This window comes from Streptomyces rimosus (assembly GCF_008704655.1).
Taxonomy (GTDB): domain Bacteria; phylum Actinomycetota; class Actinomycetes; order Streptomycetales; family Streptomycetaceae; genus Streptomyces; species Streptomyces rimosus.
Window position 1 is genome coordinate 4,512,219 of sequence record NZ_CP023688.1, and the last position, 24,058, is coordinate 4,536,276.

Below are 24,058 nucleotides of genomic sequence, written 5' to 3' on the forward strand. Positions count from 1 at the left end.
CAGTTGAAAGAGGCAGCCTGCCTCTTTCAAACCGTTCCGGTTTGAGTGGAGGGCATTCCCATGCCACCCGAAGCTGTACTGCTGGAGTCGCGGGCCATGCGCGACAGTGTGATGGGCCGCACCGAGGTCCTCGACAAGGTCAAGGCGCTCGTCCTGTTGCCGGATGGGGTCCATGCGACCACGGAGGGCGTTGCGGACTACTTCGTTGTCCACAACGAGGCCATCAAGAAGCTCACCCAAAGGCACCGGACAGAACTCGTCTGCAACGGGTTGCAGGTGCTGCGAGGCTCTGACCTGCGGCTCTTTGAAAGGGACAACTTGTCCCTTTCAAAGCAGAGTTATCCACAGGGCCGAGCCCACCTCACCCTCTACACCCGCCGAACCATCCTCAACATCGCCATGCTCCTCCGCGACAGCGAAGTCGCGCGGGCGGTACGTACGTATCTCCTCGACGTCGAGGAGCGGGGCCGCGTCGGTGTGCCACGGCAGGCGGAAAGCGGGCCGACCCTGGAGTCCCTCGACCACCGCCTCACCCACGTCGAATCGTCGCTCGCCGACATCGGGCCCGTGCTCCGCGACCTCGCACCGGTGATCGGCCGTATCTCCGTACGGCTGGACCGGCTGGACCGGCGGGTGGACGCCACGAACCGGGTCGTGTGCGCGATGAGTCTGCGGCTCAGTGATCTGGCGGAGGACGTCCGGGAGTTGCGCTACGGTCCCCGTCCGCTGCCGCGTCCGCACCGGCATCCGGGGTCAAGGGCCAGGCGGCGAGACCAAGGGTGAGTGCGATGGCGTGTCCGATGTCGGTGAAGGTGGCGCCTGACAGGAGCGGGATGCCGAAGAAGCCGATGACGGACGCCAGGTAGAGGTAGCGCCAGGGCGGCGGCAGCCGGTAGGTGAGCAGGCCGGCGGCCGCTGCCAGGCCGTACGAGACGCCGATGTCGACGACGTGCGTCATGGAGCGGGGGAGCCGGTGGCCCTCGATGGCGAGCAGGACCAGTTCCTGGCTGGCGAGGGTGGCGGTGACGTGGGCGACGCCGATCGTCAGCAGCCAGCGCCAGGTGCCCAGCCAGCGTTCGACATTGGCGTGGACCAGCTCGAAGAGGGCGGCGTACAGGACGAAGGAGGACGGGTTCTCGATCCAGAAGCCGCTGATGAGGAGGGAGGAGAGGGGGTGCTGGTTCAGCTCGTGGATGTTGCTGCTGGTGCGGTGGAGGAGGAAGTCCCCCAGCCCTTCGGTGGCCCCCGCGATGACGAGGCTGGTGATGCCGATGACCAGCAGCCAGATATGGGTGCCGGGCGCGGACCGTACCCAGGCCGCCACCCGGCCGGCCGGGGCAGGGGGCCGCACGCGCTTCATCGTGCGCGGCCCGGCGGGGCGGGGGTGAGCGGGCCGGAGACGATCCGGCCCCGGCCGTGCGGCCCGGCTCCCTTGATCCGGCGGATCAGCGGCGAGGATTCCATGTGCCGTACGCCGGGCAGCGCCGCGATACGGGTGGTGAGGTACGTGTACAGGGCGCGTACATCGGGGCACAGTACCGACGCGAAGAGGTTGTGCGGGCCGGTGGTCGCGCAGGCGAAGGCCACCTCGGGGTGCTGGGCGAGCGCGGCTCCGGCGGCGGCCAGTTCGCTGGGGGCGACGGAGAGCCAGAGGGAGACCATGACGCCGAAGCCGAAGTACCGGGCGTCGTAGTCGACGTCGTAATAGAGGACGCCGTCCGCGCGCAGTTCGGACAGCCGGCGGCGGACGGTGGACTGGGACCAGCCGGTGACCGTGGCCAGGTCGGCGAGGCCGGTCCGGCCGTCCTCGGCGAGCGCGTCCAGGAGGCGGCGGTCGGCCGCGGTGAGCGCGACGGGCGCTGTGCGCGTGGGCGGCGCGCCGGTCCGCCGGTCGGCCGCGGCGGACGCCGGGTGGCGCAGCCGCGCCGCCTGTTCCTCGGTCAGCGCGCCGGACTTGTTGACCAGGCCCAGCGGCCCGCCGAAGAATTCGTGCAGCATGCAGTGCGCGGTGACGCCGACCACGCTCGGGGTGCGCGGCAGCTTCTGGAGCAGCAGCGCGTCGCTGTCCCGGCTGCTGGCGGCGCGGCACACGGCGCCGATCTCGGTCCCGCCGGACATCAGGCTCACCCAGGAGGTGTCGGTGCGCCGGGCCAGCGCCTCGGCGACCGCGACGGCCGCGTCGGGCGTGCACTGGACCCGTACCAGCCATTCGATCTCGCCGAGGGCCGGCGGGTCGGTGAGCCCCATCACCTTGATCATCCCGGCGCCGCGCAGCCGCCCGTAGCGGCGGGCAACGGTCTGGTCGGAGACGCCGAGGACCTCGGCGATACGGCTGAAGGGTGCCCGGCCGTCGAGCTGGAGGGCGTGTACCAGCCCCTGGTCCAGCTCGTCGAAGCTGTCGGTTTTCACCAGGAAAGGCTAACCCGTGTCGGATTGCGCCGCACGGTACGCCGTGGCTGGGAGTGGCGGGCGTTCCGACCGGACTCTGGTGCGGGGGACGGAACCAACGACAACACCGATGACCACAGAGGATCCAGATGCACAACGGGCGGAGCAGATGGTGGCCCCTGGCCGCCATCACCCTGGGCAACTTCATGTTGCTCGTGGACGTGACGATCGTGAACACGGCGCTGCCGCGGATGGCCGACGGCCTGCACGCCTCCTTCACCTCCTTGCAGTGGGTGATGGACATCTACGCGCTGGCGCTGGCCGCGCTGCTGATGGTGGCCGGTTCGGCGGCCGACCTGTTCGGGCGCCGCAAGCTGTACCTGGCGGGACTCGCACTGTTCGCGCTGTCCTCGCTGGCCTGCGGCCTGGCGCCCGACGAGGGCGTGCTGATCGCCGCGCGGGCAGTGCAGGGCGTGGGCGCGGCGGCGATGTTCGCCACCAACACGCCGCTGCTGATGGCCGCGTACCACGGCCGTGACCGGGGGGTCGCCTTCGGCATCTGGGGCGGTACGAGCGGTGCCGCGGCGGCGGTCGGCCCGCTGCTGGGCGGTGTGCTGACCCAGTACGTGGACTGGCGCGCGATCTTCCTGGTCAACCTGCCGCTGACGGCGGTGGCGATGTGGATCACTCTGCGGTCGGTACCGGAGTCGCACGGCGACCGTACGGGGCGCATCGACTGGCCGGGCGCCGGCGCGTTCACGCTGTGCGCGGGCGCACTGACGTACGGGCTGATGCGCGGTGGTGAGGAGGGCTGGACGGAGTCCGGCACGCTCCTGTCGCTGGCGGTGGCCCTGCTGGCGCTGGCCGTCTTCGTGGCCGTGGAACGCCGTACGGCGCAGCCGCTGCTGGACCTGAAGCTGATGCGGCGCCCGGCCTTCGCCGTCCTGATGGCGGCGGCGCTGCTGCTCCAGGCCGCGGCGTTCCCGTACCTGACGTACGTGGGCCTGTGGCTGCAGAACATCCTGGGCCTGAGCCCGGTGATGGGCGGACTCGCGGTGCTGCCGATGGCGGCGGCGTCGATGGCCGTCGGCATGTTCGGCGGACGGTTCCTGCACCGGCTGGCGCCGCAGGTGCCCATCGGCGTCGGCCTGCTGCTGATCGGCGCCGGACCGCTGCTGCACGTCCTGCTGCTGAACGACGACTCCGGCTGGGCGGTCCTCACGCCGGGCCTGCTCATCAGCGGCGTCGGCATCGGCATGGCCATGCCCGTACTGGTCTCGGCGGCGCTGGGCACGGCCCCGCCGCAGCGCGCCGGCATGGCGAGCGGCGCGGTGAACACCTTCCGCCAGCTCGGTTTCGCGCTCGGCATCGCGATCCTCGGCACGGTCTTCACCCAGGGCATGCAGTCCGCGGGCGCGCACGCCGGTCCGGGCGTCGGTTACGTCCACGGTCTGACCCGGGTGTCCCTGGTCGCGGGCATCGTGGCGGTGGCGACGGGCCTGCTGGTCCTGGCCGTCGTACGCAACCGGCCTGCGGACCGGGACCGGCCCGCGGACCGTACGGCCGCGGCTGCCGCGGGGACGGCGGGCTCGGATTCCGGCACGGCCGGCACCGGTACGGCCGCTCCCGCAACGGCCGCTGCCGGAACGGCGGTCGGCGCGGACCGGGGGTGACGGCAGCGTCGTACGACGGGGCGCCGCACAGCGGCAGCGCCGTACGACGGCATCACAACGCGGCCGGCCCACGGCGGGTCGGCCGCGTGGTGATGTCTCCAACGGGTCGGCCCCCGGAACCGTCCGGCGCCATGGCCGGTTCCGGGTGGCCGCCTGGCGCCGTTCCCCGATCCTCCTCGCGCCCGCACACCCAAGTCAATCCTCGGGTTTTCTTCCAAACCCCTTAGCTGTAGCTTGGGTTGGTGACCGTCGACGACCTCCGCGTCTTCGTCGCCGTCTGCGACGCGGGCAGCCTCAGCGCCGTCGCCCGCGACCTGGGCTGTACGCAGTCGGCGGTGAGCCAGCGCGTCAAGCGGCTCGAACGGGAGGCGGACATCGGCTTGTTGGAGCGGCGGCCGCGCGGCGTGGCGCCCACCCGGGCGGGCCGCATCCTGCACCGCGCCGCGAGCGGCTCCCTCGGCGAACTCGACCTGGCGCTACGCCGCCTGGCCGATCTGCGCCGCGGCGACGTCGGCACGCTCCGCATCACCACCGGAGCGACGACCGTACGGCACTTCATGTCGGCCGCCGTGGTCGCCTTCCGCGCCCGCCACCCGCACGTCGACCTGGAGTTCCAGACCGAGAACTCCGGCCGCCGCTGCTGCGAGGCGGTCGCCGACGGCACCGCCGAGCTGGCCTGGATCACCATCGGCACGCCCGTACGCGGCATCGAGCAGCACCCGGTGCTGGAGCTGCCGTGGGTGCTGGCCGTACGGTCCGACGATCCGCTCGCCGCGCGCGACCGCATCGAGCCGGACGAACTGGCCGGTGGCCTGAACGGCATCCGGCTCATCCGGCTCCCGGAGAACTCCGTGTCCCGGATGCGGCTCGACGGCCACCTGGCGCGGCCGGAGACCGGCCCCGCGCCCGCCAGCTCCGCCAGCGTGGCCGACTGGGACACCGCGATGCTGCTGGCCGAACTGGGCGTCGGCCATGCCGTGGTACCGGATCTGCCGGGGCGGCGCGGCGCCGACCACCCGGACCTGCGGCTGATCCCGGTCCCGGGGCTGCCGCCGCTGGCGACCGGCTGGGCGGTACGGCAGTGGGCCACGCTGAGCCCGGTCGCGGTGGAGTTCGCCGAGACGGTGAACGCCTCGCTCACCGGTTCCGCGAACACGTACGGCTCTGCCCGCGAGCGCGGGAACCGGCCGGGACCCGCGCTCGATCATGAGTCCGCCCCCGCCCACGAGCGCAAGAGCGAGGCCGGCCCCGTTCACGGGCACTGAAGCACGCGTGCTCCCATGCGCCCCTCGCGCGCCCGGCGCGCAGGAGGCGCACCCACCACTCGCCTCCGTACGGCCCGCGTCCCCCGCATTCACCCCCCGACGACCGGCTCCTGCAGCTCGGTCACCCACCGCTCCCGGTCCTCCGGGCACTCCAGCGTCAGCTCCCGCGGATACCCTGCGGAGCGGTACGGGCTGTCGGCGAGCCAGCGGGCCAGGGTCTGCGCGGTGGGCAGCACCCGCTCCATCGGGCCGCGGTGCACCACCGTGGCCGCCCGCTCGACGGCCGGCAGGTCCACGATCGCGAAGTCGTAGGACGGCCGCGGGGCGGCCGCGACCGGGACCGCCGCGTGCACCGTGATCCGGTCCCCGCCCTCCGGCGCGTCCTCGTAGTACGCGATCGCCGGGCCGGCCGGCTCGACGCCCGCGGCGGCCAGCCGCCGGAACAGCTCCGCGTACAGCGGCCGGATCACCGGTCCGATGTCCTCGGGCCCGAAGCTCGCCGCGGTGCCGGTCAGTTCGGCGACCCGGACCGCCTCGACGCGCTTGACCACCACGTCCTCCACGGCCATCCGCCCCTCCTCCTCGATCGTCCGGAGCCGCGCCTCGACCCGGGCCAGCCGGGCGCCCGCGGCCGTGACCGCCGCCGCCAGCTCGGCCCGGCGCAGCCGCAGCATGCCGCGCAGTTCCGCCGCGCTCACCTGCTCGTCCAGGACGGCCGCGATCTGCTGGAGGGTGAAGCCGAGGTCCTTGAGGGCGATGATGCGGTTGAGGCGGGCGAGCTGCGCGGCCTCGTAGTAGCGGTAGCCGGTGTCCGGGTCCGTACGGGCCGGGCGCAGCAGCCCGATGGCGTCGTAGTGCCGCAGCATGCGGGCCGACACCCGTCCGTGGCCGGCGAAGTCTCCGATGGTGAACATGACGTCTCCCAGTGCAGGGCTTGCCACAGTGTGAAGGTCAAGGGGGCGGCCGGCGGCCGGGACGGTCTTCGTACGCCCGGCCGCAACGATCCTCGCGGAAGTCCGGCCGGCGCGTCCCGGGGAATTCGGGGTACGCGCGGGCCCGCGCCGGGTCGTGCGTACCCCGCCGTGCTCCGGAGCGTGCGCCGGGGCACCAGCATTGCGTCAAGGGGCGTCCACGGACCGTCAATGATGCGTCAGTACGCCGCCGAGCACCTGCCGGTACGGGCATAGCGTCGAGGAGGAGCCCCGGCACTTCCCCTTCCACCGGTCCGGGGCCGGTCCTGTGCGAGCAGCGAGGAGCGACGCCGTGTCCCAGCAGCACCTGTACGAGGAAGATCCCGAACCTGCCGAACGCATCCCGGCCGGGCTGCTGTTCGTCCCGGTCCGGCCGGGCCCCGCGGGCTGTACGGCCCGCCTGTTCCGCACCCCGCTCGGCGGCCGTACCGCCGTCGGCTTCACCTCCCCGCAGCGGCTCGCCGCGGCGCTCGGCGCCGACCAGCCGTGGATCCGGCTCGCCGAGCCCGCGCTGCGCGCCCTCGCCGAGCCGCTCGGCGCCGGCGTCCTGACCGTGGACCCGCGTCTCGCCCCGGGTAGCCGCCGTACGCCGCTGCTGCGGGCCGTCTGAGAAGGGCGAACGACACCATGACCGTGACGACCACGACACCGCAGCGCACCACCGGGCAGCCGGCCGGCCCGGACCGCCCCGGCCTCCCGGGCAGCCCGTCCGACGACCTCCCCGACGACCTCTCCGTATGGCCCGCCTCGACGGCCGAACTGCCGCACGCCGACCTCTCCGTGGGCGGCGTCCCGCTCACCGAGCTGGCCGAGCGCTTCGGCACCCCCACGTACGTCCTGGACGAGGCCGAGGTACGCGCCCGATGCCGCGCCTACCTGCGCGCCTTCCCCGACGCCGACGTCCTGTACGCGGCCAAGGCGTTCCTGTGCCGCGCCATGGCCCACTGGGTGCGGGAGGAGGGCCTGGGCCTGGACGTCTGCTCCGCCGGCGAGTTGGAACTCGCCGTCACCACCGGCTTCCCGCCCTCCCGCATCGTGCTGCACGGCAACGCCAAGAGTCCGGACGACCTGAGTACCGCGCTGCGTCTGGGAGTCGGCCGGATCGTCATCGACAGCACCTCCGAGATCGCCCGGCTCGCCGCCGCGGTCCCCGCGGGTTCCCGGCAGCAGGTACTCGTACGAGTGGTTCCCGGCATCGCGGCCGGCGGCCACGCCAAGATCCGTACCGGTACCGACGACCAGAAGTTCGGCCTCTCTCTGGCCGACGGCTCGGCCCAGCACGCCATCACCCGCATACTGGGCCAGCCGCGGCTGCACCTGGTGGGGCTGCACTGTCACCTGGGCTCCCAGATCACCACCGTCAAACCGTTCCTGTCGGCCGTCCGGCGGCTGGTGGGCCTGCTGGCCCGCATCCAGGAGCAGCACGGCGTCACACTGTCGCAGCTGGACATCGGCGGCGGCCACGGCGTCGCCTACCGGCCCGGCGAGGCCGCCATGGACATCGCGGCGCTCGGCGCCAAGGTACGGGCCGAGCTGGCCGGCGGCTGCGCGGCGGCCGGACTGCCGGTGCCCCGCCTGACCGTCGAGCCGGGCCGTGCCATCGCGGGCCCGTCCGGCGTCGCCCTGTACCGGGTGCTGTCCGTCAAGCGGACCGGTGAGCACACCTTCGTGGCCGTCGACGGCGGGATGAGCGACAACCCGCGGCCCGCGCTGTACGGGGTGCGGTACGCGCCCCGGCTGGTCGGGCGCCGGTCGAGCGCCGCCCCCGCGCCGGTGAGCGTGGTGGGGCGGCACTGCGAGGCCGGCGATGTGCTCGCCGCCGGCGTACGGCTGCCCGGCGACGTGCGGCCCGGCGACCTGATCGCCGTACCGGTGGCGGGCGCGTACCACCTGTCCATGGCCTCGGGCTACAACCTGGTGGGCCGCCCGCCGGTGGTCGCCGTCGCGGACGGGCAGGCGCGCACGCTCGTACGGCGGGAGTCGCTGGCCGATATCCAGGGGCGCGATATCGGGCTGTGAGGCCCTTGCACTGTGCACGGAGCGAAGACTCCGTGCACAGTGCAGCGATTATTTGTAGGATGACTGGGCAACGGGGCAACCGGGCGAATGCCGGTTGCCCGCGCGTTCGGCCGGAACGAATCGAGGGTGTGCACATGGCATTGCAGGCAGCGGGACGACAGTCCCTCGTGGACACCGTCGTCGAGGCCCTGCGCGCCCAGCTGGCCGCCGGCACCTGGCCGGTGGGCGAGCGCATCCCCACCGAACACGCGCTGGCCGAACAGCTCCAGGTCGGACGCAACACCGTCCGCGAGGCCGTACGGGTCCTGGTGCACGCCGGCATGCTGCGCTCCCGGCAGGGCGAGGGCACCTTCGTCGTCTCCCAGGCCGACCCGGGCGACATCATGCGCGGCGTGCAGCGGGCCGGGATCCGCGACGTACTGGAGCTGCGCATCGCCCTGGAGGCGGAGGCCGCCCGTCTGGCGGCCCAGCGGCACCGGCCGGACGACCTGGACCGGATGCGGGCCGCGCTGGACGCACAGGCCGCCCTGGAGGCCGCCAACGGGCAGCCCTTCGGCGGCGACCTGGAGCTGTACGCCGACCACGACGTGGCCTTCCACCGGGCCGTCGTGGAGGCCGCGCACAACACCGCGCTGACCGCGACGTACGCCTGGTTCAGCAGCTCCGTACGCGAAGCGCTGCTCACCTCGCTCGACGACGAGCAGATGCCGCGCATGGTGCACGGCGATCACCGCGCCGTCCTGGACGCCATCGCGTCCGGCGACCCCGAGGCGGCGGAGAAAGCCGTTCGCGCGCTGCTGGAGCCGCCGAAACGGGCGCTGGAGAAGCTGCTCGCGGAGCGGTGAGGGGGCGGGCCGGAGGTCCGTGATCACGTGGCGCCCGGCGCCGACGACCGGCCACGGTCGCTCCGTACCGCCACGGTCGGCCGCTGCCGGACGCCGTCGCGCCGCACCGGACGCGATCACGCCGCGCAGCCGCCGCAGAAACGTTCCTCTTCCCTCACCACTCCCGCCCCCCCACGCCCGTACGACCACCCCCGCCCCCCACGCAAGGAGAGTCACGACCCATGTCAGGGACCCGGTCCGAAGCACCACTGATCGACGCCGAGGAGGACCTGACCCCGGCCCCGCCGGTCGCCGCGGCCCGCCGCCGGCTGCGCGCGCACCCGGCCCTGCTCCTGCTCGGCATCGTGCTCGCCTCGCTCAACATGCGCGCCGCGCTGGCCGGCGTCTCGCCGCTGGTGAGCGAGATCGGCACGCACTACCACCTGGCCGCCACCGCGAGCAGCCTGGTGACGACGATCCCGCTGGTCTTCATGGGCCTCGGCTCGATCGCCGCGCCGAAACTGGCCCGCCGCTGGGGCACCGAGACGGTGCTGTGCGGCGCGCTGGTCCTGCTGTGCGGCGGCATCCTGCTGCGCATCGCGCCGCCGGTCGTGGCACTCTTCGTGGGCTGCGCGGTGGTCGGTACGTCCATCGCCCTGCTGAACGTCCTGATGCCCGGCCTGATCAAGCGGGACTTCCCGGAGAAGGCCGCGGGCATGACCGCCCTGTACTCGACGGCGATGATCCTCGGCGCCACCGTCTCGGCCGCCTCCGCCGTGCCCCTGGAGAACGCGCTGGGCGGCTGGCAGGGTTCGCTGGCCTCGTGGGCGCTGTTGGCCGCGGTCGCCGCCGTCGTCTGGATTCCGCAGGCGCTGATCGCGCGGCGCGGTACCCACCACGGCCAGGCCGCCGCGACGCCGGCGCACGCCACCGAGGACGGGCCGAAGCTGACCCGCTCCCCGCTGGCCTGGCAGGTCACGCTCTTCATGGGCTCGCAGTCGCTGATCGCGTACGTGATGATCGCCTGGATGCCGACGGTCTTCACCGACCACGGCATGAGCAAGGCCACGGCCGGCCTGGTCTTCGCCTTCAGCACGCTGGTGCAGATGGCCGGTTCCTTCGTGGTGCCGATGCTGGCCGGCCGGATGCGGCGGCAGCGGCTGCTGGCCGTCGCCGTCACCGCCCTGATGGCCTGCGGCATCGTCGGCCTCCTCGTGGCCCCGGTGGCCGGCGCCTGGGTCTGGGCGATCCTCCTGGGCATCGGCCAGGGCGGCGCGCTCGGCCTGGCCCTGACGATGATGGTGCTGCGCTCCGGCGATGCCCACACCGCCGCCCGCCTCTCGGGCATGGCGCAGACCTGGGGCTACCTGCTCGCCGCCGCCGGCCCGCTGGTGCTCGGCGCGGTGCACCAGGCGACGCACGGCTGGACGGTACCGATCGTGCTGCTGCTGGCGGTCTGCGCGGGTCTGGTGCTGCTGGGGATGGGTGCGGGGCGTGATCGGAAGATCGGGGCCTGAGGCTCTGGAGATGGTCTGCTGAGGGCCCCTGGATCGCTTGTTGTGGGTGCGATCCAGGGGCCCTTCTGCGGTGGTACGGCTTGTTCCTTAGCGGTACCGCTTGACCTTCACGAACGGGCTGGGTTGCTCTTACGAACGGCCTGGCTTGACCTTCACGCCGACGTAAAGGTCGAGGGTGCCTCCATGGACAGTCACCGGGTGAACCCCTTCAACCAGCGCGTCATCGAAGAGTTCCGGGCCAACGGGGGCCGCGTGGGCGGTGAGTTCGCCGGGCAGCCGCTGCTGCTCCTGACCACCACAGGGGCGCGGTCCGGCCTGCCGCGTACCACTCCCGCCCTCTACCTGCCGGACGGCCCGGACCGGCTCGCCGTGTTCGCCTCCAACGGAGGCTCGCCCACCGCCCCTGCCTGGTACCACAACCTGACCGCCCACCCCCTGGCGACGGTCGAGGTCGGCACCCGTACGTACCGGGCCCGTGCTGTCGAAGCCGCGGGCGAGGACAGAGACCGGCTATGGGCCCTACAGGTGGCGGCCCACCCGCAGTTCGCCACCTTTCAGGAGCGCGCCGGGCGGCGCATCCCGGTCATGGTGCTCACTCCGTGGAGCGCCCGCGCTTAGCCTCCACATCCACAGCGCGGAATATGCTCCCTCCCGTAGGCGCGCGTCGAAAGGGAGCAGCCACCATGCGCATCGGGGAGCTGGCCCGCGCGACCGGCACGACGACCCGGGCCCTGCGCTACTACGAGGAGCAGGGCCTGCTGCGCCCCGACCGGTCGGCGAACGGCTACCGGAGCTACGGAGACGGCGCGGTGCGCACCGTGGCGAACATCCGGCTGCTGCTGGCCTCCGGCCTCACCACCGACGACCTGCGCCTCATCGACGGCTGCCTGCGCGACGAGCTGATCGGGGACCACGCCTGCGCCGATCCCGCCCCGAAGACCGAGGTCTTCGAACAGCGGCTCGCCCTGATCCAGCAGCGCATCGACGACCTCAGCGCCGTACGCGACCGACTCCTCGACCGGGTCTCCGAGCTGCGCCGTCCGACCGGAACGGGCGACCGTGAGCGCTGCGCGGTGGCCTCCGGCCCGGATAGGGCCACGCCCTGAGCAGCCATTCCTAACCCGCCGACGCGGGCGGTGCGTGGGCACGCGCTGCCGGTGATCCGGTGATTTCCCGCGGCGCCCGCCGCGCACTGCCATCCCCGCGGGCGGGCACTGCCTTACCGTGCCCCCATGAGCGATGTGCTGCACACCGGCCATGGCCCCCGCTCGCGGCTCACGCGCAGGGGCCGACTCCTCCTTGCCGTCGGTCTCTGCGCCGTACTGGCGCTCATCGCGGTCCTGGTCACGCGCCTGCTCGGCGGTCCCGGCCACCCGCCGCTCACCATCCCGGAGGGCCGGCGCGCCACCCAGGTGTACGCGGCGGTCGACAAGGCCCTCGGTGTCGCGCCCGGCACCACGGAGAAGGCCGCGAAGAGCGCCCGGCTGAAGCTGCCGGAGGCGGCGAAGGGCAATCCGGAGGGCTTCCTCTACCCCGCGACGTATCCGGTGGACGACGACACCACGCCGGCGTCGCTGCTCTCGTTCATGACCAACACCGCCGCCGAGAAGCAGGCCGCCGACGGCATCCGTGCGTACGAAACGGTGATCATCGCCTCCATCGTGCAGGCCGAGGCCGACCGGACCGCCGACATGGGCAAGGTCGCCCGGGTCATCGAGAACCGGCTCGACCGGGGCATGCCCCTCCAGATGGACTCGACCATCAACTACGCGCTCGGACGCAGCTCCCTCAACACCAGCCACGCGGACACCAGGCTCAACAGCCCGTACAACACCTACCGGCACAAGGGCCTGCCGCCGACCCCGATCGACAATCCCGGGCAGGACGCGCTCCGAGCCGCGGCCCAGCCGCCCGCGGGCGACTGGCTGTACTTCGTGACGGTCGCCCCCGGCGACACCCGCTTCACGGCCGATTACGCGCAGCACCGCGCGAACGTAAGGGAGTTCAACGAGCGGCACGGACGGTAGCGGGCAGCACCGCCGGCACCGGCCTCCGTACGCGGTGACCCGTGGTGCGGGGCCGTTGTCAGTGCTGCCCGGTATAACTCCTCGCATGGCACTGACGTGGAAGTTGGTCATCGACAGCACGAACGCGTCCGCTCTGGCGGACTTCTGGGCCGCGGCCCTGGAGTACGAGGTGGAGGACCCCACCGCTCTCATCGAACAGCTGCTGGCCGCCGGCCACCTCAAGGAGGAAGCGGTCGTCGAACACCACGGCCGCAAGACCTTCCGCGGTTACGCCGCGATACGCCACCCCGACGACCCGTACGACGAAACCAGCGGCGTAGGCCGCGGACGCCGCCTGCTCTTCCAGGAAGTACCCGAGGCCAAGACGACCAAGAACCGCCTCCACATCGACGTCCACAGCGGCCCCGGCGGCCTGGAGGCACTGGTGACCCGGCTGGAGGGCCTGGGGGCGATACGCGTCCGGGAGGTGGACCAGGGGCCTGCCGGGCACTGGTGGCTGATGCAGGACCCGGAGGGGAATGAGTTCTGCGCGGCGTAGGGCGGGGCGTGATGGCCGCGCCGCTTCGGCAGAGCGCTAGTTGGCACCCTCCGCAACGAAGTAGCCACGGCCGCTCACCACACGCACAAGCCCCTCAGGGCGAAGACTGGCCACGGCACGCGTAGCTGTCGACTGAGACACGTCGAACTCGGCGGCAATCGCCACTGTGCCCGGCAAGCGTTCCCCAGGGCGATAGGTGCCGTTCTGAATTCGCCGCCGGATCTCCGCTGCGACTTGCGGCCAATGCGGTAGGGCTCTGTCGATCTCCACCTGGTCAGCGTGCGATGGCTTCACCCAGTTCGGTACCAAGGTATCTGTCGAGCCAGCTTGGCCATCCGGTGTCCGCCGGGACGAGAGTGCCCCAGGGCGACCGGGCGAGGGTCGGCACCTGGGGCTGAGCCGACCGACCGGGAGTCGGCATGAGCGACGCGGTCGAAGGTGGCTTGACCGAGTCGGCGGCCGTCGTCCTGGGGCTCGGGCGCGCACCAGTGCGCAGCTCGCAGCACACCACCGATCAATCGAGGATCATGCTGCGCCGGACGGCTGAATGCCTGCCGGTCACCCCTGCGGCAGATGAATAGCGGCCTCAGGACGCAGAACGTCCCCGCCCCACCTACGCCCCCGACACGCTCGGCCGGAGGCCCCGGCCGAGCGCCGCGAACCACCGCCCCCTACTCCTCCCCCGCCACCGTCAACGACCGCAGCTTGCGCCCCGCGTACCAGGTCGCCGATCCCGTGACCGCCACCAGAAGGACGACCGCCAACGGCAGCCCCACCTCTGAGGTGATCGCGCCTTCCGCGCCGATCTTCTGGCCGATCGCCAGGGCCCATTGCTGCACGCTCAGGGTGCGTGCGCCCGGGACCAGGTTGCCGACCAGGGTTTCCCATACCAGGGCGTAGACCAGGCCGAAGACGACCGCGTGCCGGCTGACCGTGCCGAAGAACAGGAACAGCGCGCTGTACGCGACGGAGGCGACGGCCGCGGCGACCGCGTAGGCCACCGCGATCTGCTGGCTGTTGCCGTTCAGGATGAACCCGGCGATCAGGACCGGGATCGCCGAGAACGCGGCCGTCACGCCGATCGCCACGATGAGTTTGGTGAAGATGACCGAGGACCGGCGCAGCGGCTTGGCCAGCAGGTAGACGACCGAGCCGTCGTCGATCTCCGGGCCGATCGCGCCCGTACCGGCGATGACGCCGATCAGCGGGACCATCGTGGCGAGCGCGAAGGTGCCCAGGACGCCGTTGGCGGTGGAGTCGTCGGCGCCGGCCAGGGCCCGTACCGCGACGGAGATGACGATCAGGAGGGCGGGCAGCGCGAACAGGATGAGCGCGCGGCGCCGGCCGAGCAGGGCCCGGTAGGTGAGCCGGGCGACGGTGGGGTTGAAGACCGAGGGCACCGGCGAGGGGCCCGCAGCGGGGGCCGGGGACGGGTCCGGCCGGACCGATGAGGTCGCAGACATCGCTTCGAGGCTCCTTTCAGGCCGCTACGAGGTAGGAGAAGACCGATTCCAGGGACTCGTCGGAGGGCGAGACCGTCAGGAGGCGGATGCCGTGGTCGCGGGCGACCCGCGGCAGCAGGGCGGTGAAGCGCGGGAAATCGACGGCCTGGATGCGCAGCGCGCCCTCCTGGAGGTCGACCTCGATCCCGGCTGTCGACGGGTCGGCGATCAGGGCAGCGGCCAGCGCCCGGTCGTCGGTGGAGCGCACGAGATAGCGGTGCGGCCGGTCCGTCATCAGGCGGCGGATCTTGCGGAAGTCGCCGGACGCCGCGTGCCGCCCGGCCACCACGACCTCGATGTGCGAGGCCAGTTGCTCGACCTCTTCGAGGATGTGGGAAGAGAACAGGACCGTACGGCCCTCGGCGCCCATCCTCCGCAGCAGGTCCATCAGCTGCATCCGCTGCCGCGGGTCCATGCCGTTGAACGGCTCGTCGAGCAGGAGCACGGACGGGTCGTGGACCAGCGCCGACGCCATCTTCACGCGCTGGCGCATGCCCTTGCTGTACGTGGAGATCCGGCGGTCCTGCGCGTACTCCATCTCGACGGTGGCCAGCGCCCGCCGCGCGGCGTCCTTGCCCAGGCCGTGCAGTTCGGCGTTGGCGACGACGAATTCGCGGCCGGTGAGGAAGTCGTACATGGCCTCGCGCTCGGGCACGATGCCGATGTGGCGGTAGACGCTCTCGTCGCGCCAGACGGGGCGGCCGTCGAGGGTGACGGCCCCGCCGGACGGCGCGAGGAAGCCGCCCATCATGTTGATCAGCGTGGACTTGCCCGCGCCGTTGGGGCCGAGGAGGCCGGTGACGCCGGGGCCGATGGTCATGCTGATGTCGTTGACGGCAACGACATTGCCGAACCAGCGGGATACGTGGTCGATCTGGATGGTCGTCATGGGCGCGGCCCATTCTTTCGGGGGCTGGTGGCGGGCGTCGGGTGCGCCGTACGGGGCGCGGGGCGGGCGGTCACAGGCCGGCCTTCCGGTAGCGGCGCATCAGCAGCGCGTAGGAGCCCGCGACGGCGCACAGGGTGACCAGGAGCGCCACCAAGCCGGCGGCGGTGGTCGGCTGGACCTGGTCGGGGAACGACGCGGTGCCGCCCAGGAACGTCGCCTGCACGCTGTCGATGAGCGTGATGGGCGAGCACAGGGCGAGCCATCCGACGACGCCCTCCTGGCCCTGTACGGCGGCGATGCCCTGGACGGCGCTCACCGCGGCGTACGGGATCGTCAGCGCGGCGATGACGGCGGCGACGCCGAAGCCGCGGCGCGGGGTCAGCGCGGAGATCACCAGGCCGAGGCCGGCGAACAGCAGCGAGAGCAGCGCCACCGAGACCAGGCCCTGGGCCAGCCCCCGGATCTGATCGACGAAGTCCATCTTGGCGAGCAGGGCGCCCACGTACAGCATCAGCAGCGGCGCGGCAGTCAGGATGAACAGCGCGCCGGCCATCGCGGCGAACTTCGCCGCCACGTAGTCGACGCGCTCGATGGGCCGCGAGAAGTACAGCGGCACCGTCTTGAAGCGCAGGTCGCGGGAGACGGACTGGGGTGCCTGGGCGGCCAGGTAGAGGCCGATGACCGCCTGGAGGTAGATCGCGTACCTGGTGTACGCCACCGGCAGATCGTTCATCTTCGTGAAGACCGCGACCGCCACCATGATGCCGGCGGGTAGGCACATCACGGCGAACAGCAGCATCGGCAGGACCTTGGACCTGGCGGAGCGGCCCAGTCCGTAGGCGCCGCGCAGGCTCTGCGAGAACAGCGACCGGCGGGCGTAGGCGCGGCCGAGGCGCGGGCCGTCGAAGTGGCGGTAGCCGATGTCGTGGATGACGTCCTGCGCCGCTCCGGAGGGCGCGGGGGTCCTGGTCTCAGGCGGCATCGGGGGCGCCTCCGTCCTTGGGGGCTCGGTGGGCGGTCGTCGCGGGGGCGGCCGGACGGGCCGGTGCGCCCGTGTGCGCGGCCCGGGCGCCCGGCGCACTCGCCGCGTCATCGCTCCGGGAAACATCGTCACTGCGGGAAACGCCATCGCTCCGAGAGCCGCCACCGCTCCGGGAAGCCTCGTCGCTCTGGAAGACCTCGGATATGCGGTGCCGGCGCTGTTCCATCCGGACCAGGCCGAGTCCCAGGTCGGCAACGGTGTCGCGCAGCAGGTCGTACGTCTCCTCGCCGGTGGCCTCCACGTACAGCAGGTGGGCGGCGGGGGCGGTGCCCTGCGAGCCGGGAACCGCGGTGGTCACCGCGACACCGGCGCGGGCCAGGGCCGCGCGCAGCGCTTCCGTACCGTCCGGGTGCTCGTCGGTGTCCGTGACCTCGACGGCCAGGGAGGCGGTGAGCTGGGTGAAGTCGTCGGTGGCGGAGGAGCGCAGCAGCTTGCCGCCGTCGATGACGACGACGTGATCGCAGGTGCGCTCCAGCTCGCCCAGGAGGTGCGAGGTGACCAGGACCGATATGCCGAACTCCGTGTACACGCGGCGGATCAGCCCGAGCATCTCGTCGCGGCCGACCGGGTCCAGGCCGTTGGTCGGCTCGTCCAGGAACACCAGCTGCGGGTCGTGGACGAGTGCCTGGGCCAGCTTGACCCGCTGCTTCATGCCCGTGGAGTAGCCGCCGATGGGGCGGTAGCGCTCCTCGTAGAGGCCGACGTGCCGCAGCGTGTCGGCGGTGCGCTCACGGGCCGCGGTCGGCGGCAGGCCCGACATGCGCGCCATGTGGACGACGAACTCGGTGGCCGAGACGTCGGGCGGCAGGCAGTCGTGCTCCGGCATGTAGCCGACGCGCTCCCGGATGGCGCCGCCCTCCGTGGCCACGTCCAGGCCGAGGACGGCCGCGGACCCCTCGCTGGCCGGGGCGAGCCCCAGCAGCAGCTTGATCAGGGTGGACTTGCCGGCGCCGTTGGCACCCACCAGGCCGGTCACCCCGGGGCCGATGTCCACGGTGAGCCGGTCCAGCGCGGTCACCCTTGGGTACCGCTTGCTCAGGCTTTCGGTCACGATCACAGTCACGTCATCGACGGTAGTGGCGGGGACCACACCGGTCGTCAGACCAGGCGGCTGGATCAGCGTCCGACCACAGGTGTAGGGACCCGTAGGGGAGGTCGTGCTTTGGTTCACCCCGCTGTGGTGGCGAAGCGGCGTATGCGGCCTCTCCCGGTGCGGTGGCGGGGCGGCGCGGGGTCCCGGCGCCGGGTGATCCGCCGCGGGTTTTCCACAGGCTCGGCCGACCCCTTGACGTCGCCGCCGAGCATTGTCACATTCATCAGTGTCAAGTTACGGGCACGTACCGCGATGATCGGCTCACGGACGGGACGGACGGTTGGCGATGACCTCAGCGACAGGGGCCACGACGGCCCGCAGGGGCGGCGGGCCACGCGGACTCACCGCCGAGCTGCGGGGGTTCAAAGAGGTGCAGCGGCTGGCGTACGCCTGCGCCGAGGCCGTCGCCGCGCAGCTCAGGCCGGGGGTGACGGAGCGGGAGGCGGCGCAGATGCAGCGCCGGTGGCTGCGCGAGCGCGGGGTGCGGGACTGGTTCCACCTCCCCTTCGCCTGGTTCGGCGACCGCACGGCGTTCACGAACTTCCGCATACCACTGCAGTTCTTCCCCACCGACCGGCGCCTGGAGCCCGGGATGGCCTTCATCCTCGACATGGCACCGGTGCACCGGGGGTTCACGGCCGACATCGGCTATTCCGGCTGCCTGGGGCTCAATCCGGTCCACGACCGGCTGCTGGCCGACCTCGCGGCGCACCGCGAGCTGATCCTGCGCGAGGTGCGCGAGCGCCGCCCGCTGCGGGAGATCTACGAGGACGTCGAGCGGCTCATGATCCGCCAGGGGTACGCCAACCGTCACCGCGCCTATCCCTTCGGCGTCATCGCCCACAAGATCGACCGCGTTCGGCCCCGCCGCTGGTCGCCGACGCTCTTCGGGTTCGGCACACAGTCGCTCAAGGGCCTGGCCTCCGACGCGCTGCACGGCCACCGCGACGGCTGGTCACCGCTGTGGAGCCCGTACAAGTTCTCCGACCACCCGCCGCAGCCGGGCCTGTGGGCGGTCGAACCGCACCTCGGATTCCGGGGCACGGGCGCGAAGTTCGAGGAGATCCTCGTCGTGACGGACTCCGCGGACCCGGAGGAGAGCGCTTTCTGGCTGGACGACGATCTGCCGCACGTGCGGCGATGGCAGGAGGAGGGGGCCGCATGAGCGGGCAGGGGCAGACGGGTCTCGAAGGCGCGCGGGAGCGCTGGGTCCGTACGGGCGGGGTGGAGCTGTGCGTCGCCGAGCTGGGCGATGCCGCGCACCCCACGGTGGTGCTGGTGCACGGCTATCCGGACAGCAAGGAGGTGTGGTCGGAGGTGGCCCGCGGCCTGGCCGACCGCTTCCACGTGGTGCTGTACGACGTACGCGGCTGCGGCCGGTCCAGCGCGCCCAAGCCGCTGCGCGGCGGGTTCACCCTGGAGAAGCTGACCGACGACTTCCTGGCGGTCGCGGACGCGGTCAGCCCGGACCGGCCGGTGCATGTGGTCGGCCACGACTGGGGCTCGGTGCAGGCGTGGGAGTTCGCGACGGTCCGGCGCACGGAAGGCCGGATCGCCTCCTTCACCTCGATGTCCGGCCCGTCGCTGGACCACTTCGGCCACTGGATCAAGAAGCGCGCTTCCCGGCCCACCCCGCGCCGTGCCGCCCAACTCCTCAATCAGGGCGTCAAGTCCTGGTACGTCTACATGCTGCACACCCCGGTCCTGCCGGAACTGGCCTGGAAGGGACCGCTCGGCAAGCGCTGGCCCAAGATCCTCCAGCGGGTGGAGAAGGTGCCGCAGGGCGCCTACCCGACCCCGTCGCTGCCCACGGACGCCGCGCACGGCGCCTGGCTCTACCGTGACAACGTCCGGGCCCGGCTGCGCCGTCCGCGCGCCGACGCCTACGCCCACTGCCCGGTCCAGCTGATCACGCCCACCGGCGACGCCTTCCTGTCCCAGCGGCTCTACGACGACCTCGACCACTGGGCGCCCCAGCTGGTGCGCCGCACCCTCCCGGCCAAGCACTGGGTACCGCGCACCCGGCCGGACCAGTTGGCCGCCTGGATCAGCGAGTTCGTCACCTCGAAGGAGGAGGGCGACCCGGCCAAGGAGATCGTCGTCTCCGGCCCGTACGCCGACCGGTTCGGCGGGCAGCTGGTGCTGGTCACCGGTGCGGCCAGCGGTATCGGGCGGGCCACCGCCTTCGCCTTCGCCGAGGCCGGCGCGCGCGTCATAGCCGTGGACCGGGACGCCGAGGGGGCCGCCCGTACGGCCGACCTGGCGCGGCTGGTCGGCGCCCCGCAGGCATGGGCCGAGACGGTGGACGTGTCGGACGAGGCCGCCATGGAGAAGCTGGCCGACAAGGTCGCCGCCGAGTACGGCATGGTCGATGTGCTGATCAACAACGCCGGCATCGCCGTGTCCGGCCCCTTCCTCAGCACCACCACCGAGGACTGGAAGAAGGTCCTGGACGTCAACCTGTGGGGTGTCATCCACGGCTGCCGCCTCTTCGGCAAGCAGATGGCGGAGCGCGGCCAGGGCGGCCACATCGTCAACACGGCGTCGGCCGCGGCCTTCCAGCCGTCCCGCGTCCTGTCAGCCTACGGTGCCTCGAAGGCGGCGGTGCTCATGCTCAGCGAGTGCCTGCGCGCCGAACTGGCCGGTCAGGGCATCGGTGTCACCGCCGTCTGCCCCGGCATCGTCAACACGAACATCACCTCGACGACCCACTTCACCGGCGTCTCGACGGAGGAGGAGAAGCGCAGCCAGGCCAAGGTGTCCCGGCTGTACGGGATACGCAACTATCCGCCGGAGAAGGTCGCCGCGGCGATCCTGCGGGCCGTGGCGCGCAACGAGGCGGTGGTGCCCGTCACCCCCGAAGCCCGCGGCGCCCAGCTGATGTCCCGCATCGCCCCGCGCGCCCTGCGCGCCCTCGCCCGCGTCGAGCCCCCGTCGTAGAGCCCGCTCGGCACGGTGTCGGCAGGCCGGGGCAGCCGCGCCGCCCCGGCGCCCTCCCTCATGTCCCACGTCAGGAGCCCCAGCGTGACTACGCATCCCGAAGGACCGGAGGAACACCACACGATCGCGCCCCGCCGCGTCTCGTTCGACTGGCGCGACACCCCGCTGCACTGGATACCGGACGAACCCACCGCCACCCACGTCATCAACGTGCTGCATCTGCTGCTGCCCGCGGGCGAGCGGTGGTTCGTCAAGGTCTTCAAGGAAGCCCTGCCGCTGGTCCGCGACCCCGCGCTGCTCAAGGACGTCAAGGGCTTCATGGGCCAGGAGGCCACCCACAGCGTCCAGCACGCCTACGTCCTGGAGCACCTCGCCCACCAGGGCCTGGACACCGCTCCGTACACCCGGCACGTCGACTTCCTCTTCGAGTACCTCCTCGGCGAGCGGCCCCCGTTCGCGGCCCCCATATCCACCCAGGAGTGGCTGCGCTTCCGGCTCTCCCTCATAGCCGCCATCGAGCAGTTCACGGCCGTCCTCGGCAACTGGGTTCTGCACGCCGACGGCCTGGACCGGGCCCGCCCCGACCCGGTCATGCTCGACCTGCTGCGCTGGCACGGCGCGGAGGAGGTCGAGCACCGCGCGGTGGCCTTCGACATGTACGAGCACACGGGCGGCGAGGGCCTGCCTCGCTACGCCCGCCGCGTCCTGGGCATGGCCGTCACCGCGCCCGTCCTCCTCTATCTGTGGGTCTGGGGCACCGCCTACCTCATACGCCACGACCCGCAGCTGGCCGGCCGCCTGCGCTACTCCCTGCGCGAGCACAACCGGGCCGTACGGAAACAGCTCCTGCCGACCTGGCGCGAGCTGGGCGCCGCCGTACCGCGCTACCTGAAGCGGTCATACCATCCCTCGCAGGAAGGGTCGCTGCGCAAGGCCGTCGCATACTTGGCGTCCTCACCGGCAGCCCGCGCCGCGGCGGGTGCGGTGGGCCGCGCGGCCATCTCGTAAGGAGCACCGCATTGACCGACCAGCCGCCGCCGGCCGAGTACCGTATCGAGGACCTGGCCCACATCAGCGGCACCTCGGTCCGCACCATCCGCGCCTACCAGGACCGCGGCCTCCTCCCCAAGCCGGAGCGCCGCGGCCGGGCCAATGTCTACGGCGACGAGCACCTGGAACGGCTGCGCCGTACCTCCGACCTGCTCGACCGCGGCTACACCCTCGCCAGCATCAAGGAACTCCTCGAAGCCTGGGACACGGGCCGCGGCCTCGGCGGCGTCCTGGGCCTGGTCGCCGAGATCGACGGCCCCTGGAGCGACGAGGAGGCGGCCCGCATCACGCGCGCCGAGCTGGACGCGGCGTTCGGCGGCACCCCGGACGAAGCGGCCCTGGCGGACGCCGTCGAACTGGGCGTCCTGGAACGCCTCCCCGGCAGCGACGACGCCTTCCGCGTCCCCAGCCCCCAGGAGCTGGCCGTCGCGGCCGAGCTGCACTCCGCCGGCGTCCCCCTCACCGCCATCTCGGGCCACCTGCGCGAACTGCGCGGCCAGGTCGAACACATCGCGGCCCGCTTCCTCGACTTCACCACCGAGTACGTCTTCCACCCCTACCTGGACCACCAGCCCACCGAAGCCGAGGCCACCGAGGCCGCCGACCTGGTACGCCGCCTCCGCCCCCTGGCCCAGCAAACCGTCGACGCCGAACTGGCCCGCGCGATGCGCACGTTGGCGACGCGGTACATCCATCACCATCTCGGGGGCTTGAGCGGGCGGGGAGTGGCGGGTGACGAAGGTGAGATGGGGTCTGCGCTTGGTTCCGGCTTCGGCTCCGGCCTTGGCTCCTGCTCCGGTTCTGTGCCTGGTCACGAGGAGGGGGCGAGAGCGGATTCGAGCCCGGGCACCGGTACAGGTGCGACCGGATCGCGCACTACGGACCCCGGCGGCGATGCCGCCCTCGGCGCCGATGTCGGGGTCATCACCGATGTCGACGCCGGTACGCGTACGGACTCCGAGCCGATCATGATCGCGCTCTCCGCCGACACCGTCCGAGCCGTACGTGAACTCGTCGGCCATGAGAACGCGGCGGCCTTCATCTCCGCGGCCGCCCAACGCGAGGTCCACGCCCGCACCATGGACGAACTAGCCGCCCGCCGTACCCCACCCGGCTGACCGTAGGGGCCCGGCCTTCCCCACGGGAACGCGCCGCCCCAGCGGGGCCAGGGCCAGGAGAAACAACAGTGCGGCCACCGGCAGCAGGTCGAGCGTGGCGGTCATGGCCACCGCGCCCGCCACGACGGCCAAGGGCCGCCAGGCACTGATCACCCGCAGGACGGCCAACTGACCGAGGAGCACGAGCAGGCCGACGTAGAACAGCAACGGCACCACCGTGTAAATGACGGGCATCACCCCTGGCACGCCCTGAATCCTGGCGAACAGCTCCCTCATGGCCTCGTGATCCGCCGATACGTACGCGACGAGCAGGTCGATGCCCGCCTGCACCGCCAAGGCCGCCACCCCGACCAGCCCCAGCGCCGCCGCCCCGGTACCCACCGCCCGCTGCGTCTCGCCCTGCCGCGCCACCAGGCGCCGCAATCCCAGCAGCACGGGAACGAAGAGCAGGACACCCGCCAGCAGGAAGAGATGCCCGATCGACCAGGCCGGCCCCGGCCCCCGTTCCGTGTCCATCAGCCGGACCAGCCCGTATACCGCCATGCACCCCGGTCCGGCGACAAACGCCGACCGCCCCCACGTCGTAGCTGTCATGGTCGTAGTTGTCATGCACCGAGCTTCGGGGACCGACACGTGCCCCACCTCCGGGAACCCCCGGACACGCCCCTGAGCCACCCCCGATGCTTCCCCGGCCCTGGCCGATCCGCTGTCGGCCCCTGTCTGGTGCCTCCGTCGGCCCCTTGCCGATGGTTCGTCGGCCCCTGGCCATCACTCGGCTGGTGGCTCAGTCAAGCTTCATATCGCCGAAGACCACCTTGCTGTTCCAGTTCCCCCCTCCCCAGTTGTGCGCGGCGGTGGACGGTGCGGAGTACTCCCGGCCAACCTGCGTCCGGCCAACCTGCGTCCGGTCACCGTGCTTCCAGTCATCGGGTGTGCCGACTCCTCGGCCGTGCCGCCCAGGGTGGTCGAGGTGGCCCACCGCGACCGGGCGCCCAAGATCCACTACGTGACCGGTCTTGGCAGGCTGACCAAGGTGGCCGTGGCGGCCGTCCTTGCCCGCCCTGCCGTGCTGGTTGTCGGCGGTGGCCGTACCGGCGGTGAACAGGACTGCCGTGGCGGCCACGGTGAGCGCCCCGACCGTGGCACCAATGCCTCTGCGCATATGACTTCTCCCCTCGTCAGGAGCCGTCCGGAGTGGACAC

At 72.1% G+C, this 24,058-nt stretch carries 26 protein-coding genes; 16 read left to right on the forward strand and 10 right to left on the reverse strand.

Annotated elements, in window-relative coordinates:
• Nucleotides 1-60 precede the first annotated feature (60 nt).
• Nucleotides 61-783 carry a hypothetical protein gene (locus CP984_RS19065; RefSeq protein ID WP_139679694.1) on the forward strand — a complete coding sequence of 241 codons (723 nt, stop codon included), beginning with the start codon at nt 61-63 and terminating at the stop codon, nt 781-783.
• Here the strand turns inward: CP984_RS19065 and CP984_RS19070 are convergent.
• Nucleotides 677-1,360, reverse strand: a complete 684-nt coding sequence (locus CP984_RS19070; protein WP_043977641.1) for a rhomboid-like protein — start codon at nt 1,358-1,360, stop codon at nt 677-679. The genes CP984_RS19065 and CP984_RS19070 overlap by 107 nt on opposite strands.
• Nucleotides 1,357-2,409, reverse strand: coding sequence for an Lrp/AsnC family transcriptional regulator (locus CP984_RS19075; RefSeq protein ID WP_003978974.1), 1,053 nt, complete (start codon nt 2,407-2,409; stop codon nt 1,357-1,359). Before CP984_RS19075 ends, CP984_RS19070 begins: the two co-directional genes overlap by 4 nt.
• 128 nt (nt 2,410-2,537) lie before the next feature.
• Between CP984_RS19075 and CP984_RS19080 the strand changes: the two genes are divergently transcribed.
• Entirely contained in the window at nt 2,538-4,061 is a 1,524-nt protein-coding gene (locus tag CP984_RS19080; RefSeq protein WP_003978973.1) for an MFS transporter, read from the forward strand.
• A gap of 242 nt (nt 4,062-4,303) precedes the next feature.
• Nucleotides 4,304-5,326, forward strand: a complete 1,023-nt coding sequence (locus CP984_RS19085; protein ID WP_003978972.1) for a LysR family transcriptional regulator — start codon at nt 4,304-4,306, stop codon at nt 5,324-5,326.
• A gap of 89 nt (nt 5,327-5,415) precedes the next feature.
• On the opposite strand, the gene CP984_RS19090 is transcribed toward CP984_RS19085, so the two are convergent.
• Nucleotides 5,416-6,240 carry a MerR family transcriptional regulator gene (locus CP984_RS19090; RefSeq protein WP_003978971.1) on the reverse strand — a complete coding sequence of 275 codons (825 nt, stop codon included), beginning with the start codon at nt 6,238-6,240 and terminating at the stop codon, nt 5,416-5,418.
• A 349-nt stretch (nt 6,241-6,589) separates the two neighbouring features.
• Here CP984_RS19090 and CP984_RS19095 point away from each other — a divergent pair, with 349 nt between their 5' ends.
• The 8 genes from CP984_RS19095 to CP984_RS19130 all read left to right on the forward strand — a co-directional run bounded on the left by CP984_RS19095 (nt 6,590) and on the right by CP984_RS19130 (nt 13,222).
• On the forward strand, nt 6,590-6,907 hold the full coding sequence (locus CP984_RS19095; protein WP_003978970.1) for an SAV_915 family protein: 318 nt from the start codon (nt 6,590-6,592) through the stop codon (nt 6,905-6,907).
• A 17-nt stretch (nt 6,908-6,924) separates the two neighbouring features.
• Entirely contained in the window at nt 6,925-8,316 is a 1,392-nt protein-coding gene (gene lysA, locus CP984_RS19100) for a diaminopimelate decarboxylase (protein ID WP_003978969.1), read from the forward strand.
• Between the two features lie 134 nt (nt 8,317-8,450).
• Nucleotides 8,451-9,161, forward strand: coding sequence for a FadR/GntR family transcriptional regulator (locus CP984_RS19105; RefSeq protein WP_030178591.1), 711 nt, complete (start codon nt 8,451-8,453; stop codon nt 9,159-9,161).
• A gap of 221 nt (nt 9,162-9,382) precedes the next feature.
• Nucleotides 9,383-10,657, forward strand: a complete 1,275-nt coding sequence (locus tag CP984_RS19110; protein ID WP_003978967.1) for a CynX/NimT family MFS transporter — start codon at nt 9,383-9,385, stop codon at nt 10,655-10,657.
• A 183-nt stretch (nt 10,658-10,840) separates the two neighbouring features.
• Nucleotides 10,841-11,275, forward strand: a complete 435-nt coding sequence (locus CP984_RS19115) for a nitroreductase family deazaflavin-dependent oxidoreductase (RefSeq protein WP_003978966.1) — start codon at nt 10,841-10,843, stop codon at nt 11,273-11,275.
• A gap of 65 nt (nt 11,276-11,340) precedes the next feature.
• The gene (locus tag CP984_RS19120; protein WP_003978965.1) at nt 11,341-11,763 is read left to right on the forward strand and encodes a MerR family transcriptional regulator; all 423 of its coding nucleotides are present in this window, start codon (nt 11,341-11,343) and stop codon (nt 11,761-11,763) included.
• Between the two features lie 126 nt (nt 11,764-11,889).
• Entirely contained in the window at nt 11,890-12,684 is a 795-nt protein-coding gene (gene mltG / locus CP984_RS19125; RefSeq protein WP_043977637.1) for an endolytic transglycosylase MltG, read from the forward strand.
• Nucleotides 12,685-12,769: 85 nt separating this feature from the next.
• Nucleotides 12,770-13,222, forward strand: a complete 453-nt coding sequence (locus CP984_RS19130) for a VOC family protein (protein ID WP_003978963.1) — start codon at nt 12,770-12,772, stop codon at nt 13,220-13,222.
• 36 nt (nt 13,223-13,258) lie between these two features.
• On the opposite strand, the gene CP984_RS42820 is transcribed toward CP984_RS19130, so the two are convergent.
• Nucleotides 13,259-13,708 carry a winged helix-turn-helix domain-containing protein gene (locus tag CP984_RS42820; RefSeq protein ID WP_317985623.1) on the reverse strand — a complete coding sequence of 150 codons (450 nt, stop codon included), beginning with the start codon at nt 13,706-13,708 and terminating at the stop codon, nt 13,259-13,261.
• Between CP984_RS42820 and CP984_RS41315 the strand changes: the two genes are divergently transcribed.
• Entirely contained in the window at nt 13,642-13,803 is a 162-nt protein-coding gene (locus CP984_RS41315; RefSeq protein ID WP_156100298.1) for a hypothetical protein, read from the forward strand. The genes CP984_RS42820 and CP984_RS41315 overlap by 67 nt on opposite strands.
• A gap of 90 nt (nt 13,804-13,893) precedes the next feature.
• On the opposite strand, the gene CP984_RS19140 is transcribed toward CP984_RS41315, so the two are convergent.
• From CP984_RS19140 to CP984_RS19155, 4 genes are all read right to left on the reverse strand, one after another.
• On the reverse strand, nt 13,894-14,685 hold the full coding sequence (locus CP984_RS19140; protein ID WP_003978961.1) for an ABC transporter permease: 792 nt from the start codon (nt 14,683-14,685) through the stop codon (nt 13,894-13,896).
• 16 nt (nt 14,686-14,701) lie between these two features.
• On the reverse strand, nt 14,702-15,613 hold the full coding sequence (locus tag CP984_RS19145; RefSeq protein ID WP_003978960.1) for an ABC transporter ATP-binding protein: 912 nt from the start codon (nt 15,611-15,613) through the stop codon (nt 14,702-14,704).
• 70 nt (nt 15,614-15,683) lie between these two features.
• Nucleotides 15,684-16,595 carry an ABC transporter permease subunit gene (locus CP984_RS19150; RefSeq protein WP_003978959.1) on the reverse strand — a complete coding sequence of 304 codons (912 nt, stop codon included), beginning with the start codon at nt 16,593-16,595 and terminating at the stop codon, nt 15,684-15,686.
• Nucleotides 16,585-17,712 (reverse strand): ABC transporter ATP-binding protein, encoded by a 1,128-nt coding sequence (locus CP984_RS19155; protein ID WP_032919965.1) that lies wholly within the window; start codon nt 17,710-17,712, stop codon nt 16,585-16,587. Before CP984_RS19155 ends, CP984_RS19150 begins: the two co-directional genes overlap by 11 nt.
• A gap of 322 nt (nt 17,713-18,034) precedes the next feature.
• Between CP984_RS19155 and CP984_RS19160 the strand changes: the two genes are divergently transcribed.
• From CP984_RS19160 to CP984_RS19175, 4 genes are read left to right on the forward strand one after another with little or no spacing between them, the layout of a single operon-like run.
• Nucleotides 18,035-18,913, forward strand: a complete 879-nt coding sequence (locus CP984_RS19160; protein ID WP_043977635.1) for a M24 family metallopeptidase — start codon at nt 18,035-18,037, stop codon at nt 18,911-18,913.
• Nucleotides 18,910-20,688, forward strand: coding sequence for an SDR family oxidoreductase (locus CP984_RS19165; RefSeq protein WP_003978956.1), 1,779 nt, complete (start codon nt 18,910-18,912; stop codon nt 20,686-20,688). Before CP984_RS19160 ends, CP984_RS19165 begins: the two co-directional genes overlap by 4 nt.
• Nucleotides 20,689-20,748: 60 nt before the next feature.
• Entirely contained in the window at nt 20,749-21,696 is a 948-nt protein-coding gene (locus CP984_RS19170) for a metal-dependent hydrolase (protein ID WP_043977665.1), read from the forward strand.
• A gap of 11 nt (nt 21,697-21,707) precedes the next feature.
• Entirely contained in the window at nt 21,708-22,856 is a 1,149-nt protein-coding gene (locus tag CP984_RS19175; RefSeq protein ID WP_003978954.1) for a MerR family transcriptional regulator, read from the forward strand.
• Here the strand turns inward: CP984_RS19175 and CP984_RS19180 are convergent.
• Nucleotides 22,827-23,450: a hypothetical protein gene (locus CP984_RS19180; protein ID WP_151416123.1), complete on the reverse strand. Its 624-nt coding sequence runs from the start codon at nt 23,448-23,450 to the stop codon at nt 22,827-22,829. The two genes, CP984_RS19175 and CP984_RS19180, sit on opposite strands and share 30 nt — an antisense overlap.
• A 190-nt stretch (nt 23,451-23,640) precedes the next feature.
• Complete coding sequence (locus CP984_RS19185) at nt 23,641-24,018, reverse strand: hypothetical protein (RefSeq protein WP_003978952.1); 378 nt, start codon at nt 24,016-24,018, stop codon at nt 23,641-23,643.
• Nucleotides 24,019-24,058 lie beyond the last annotated feature (40 nt).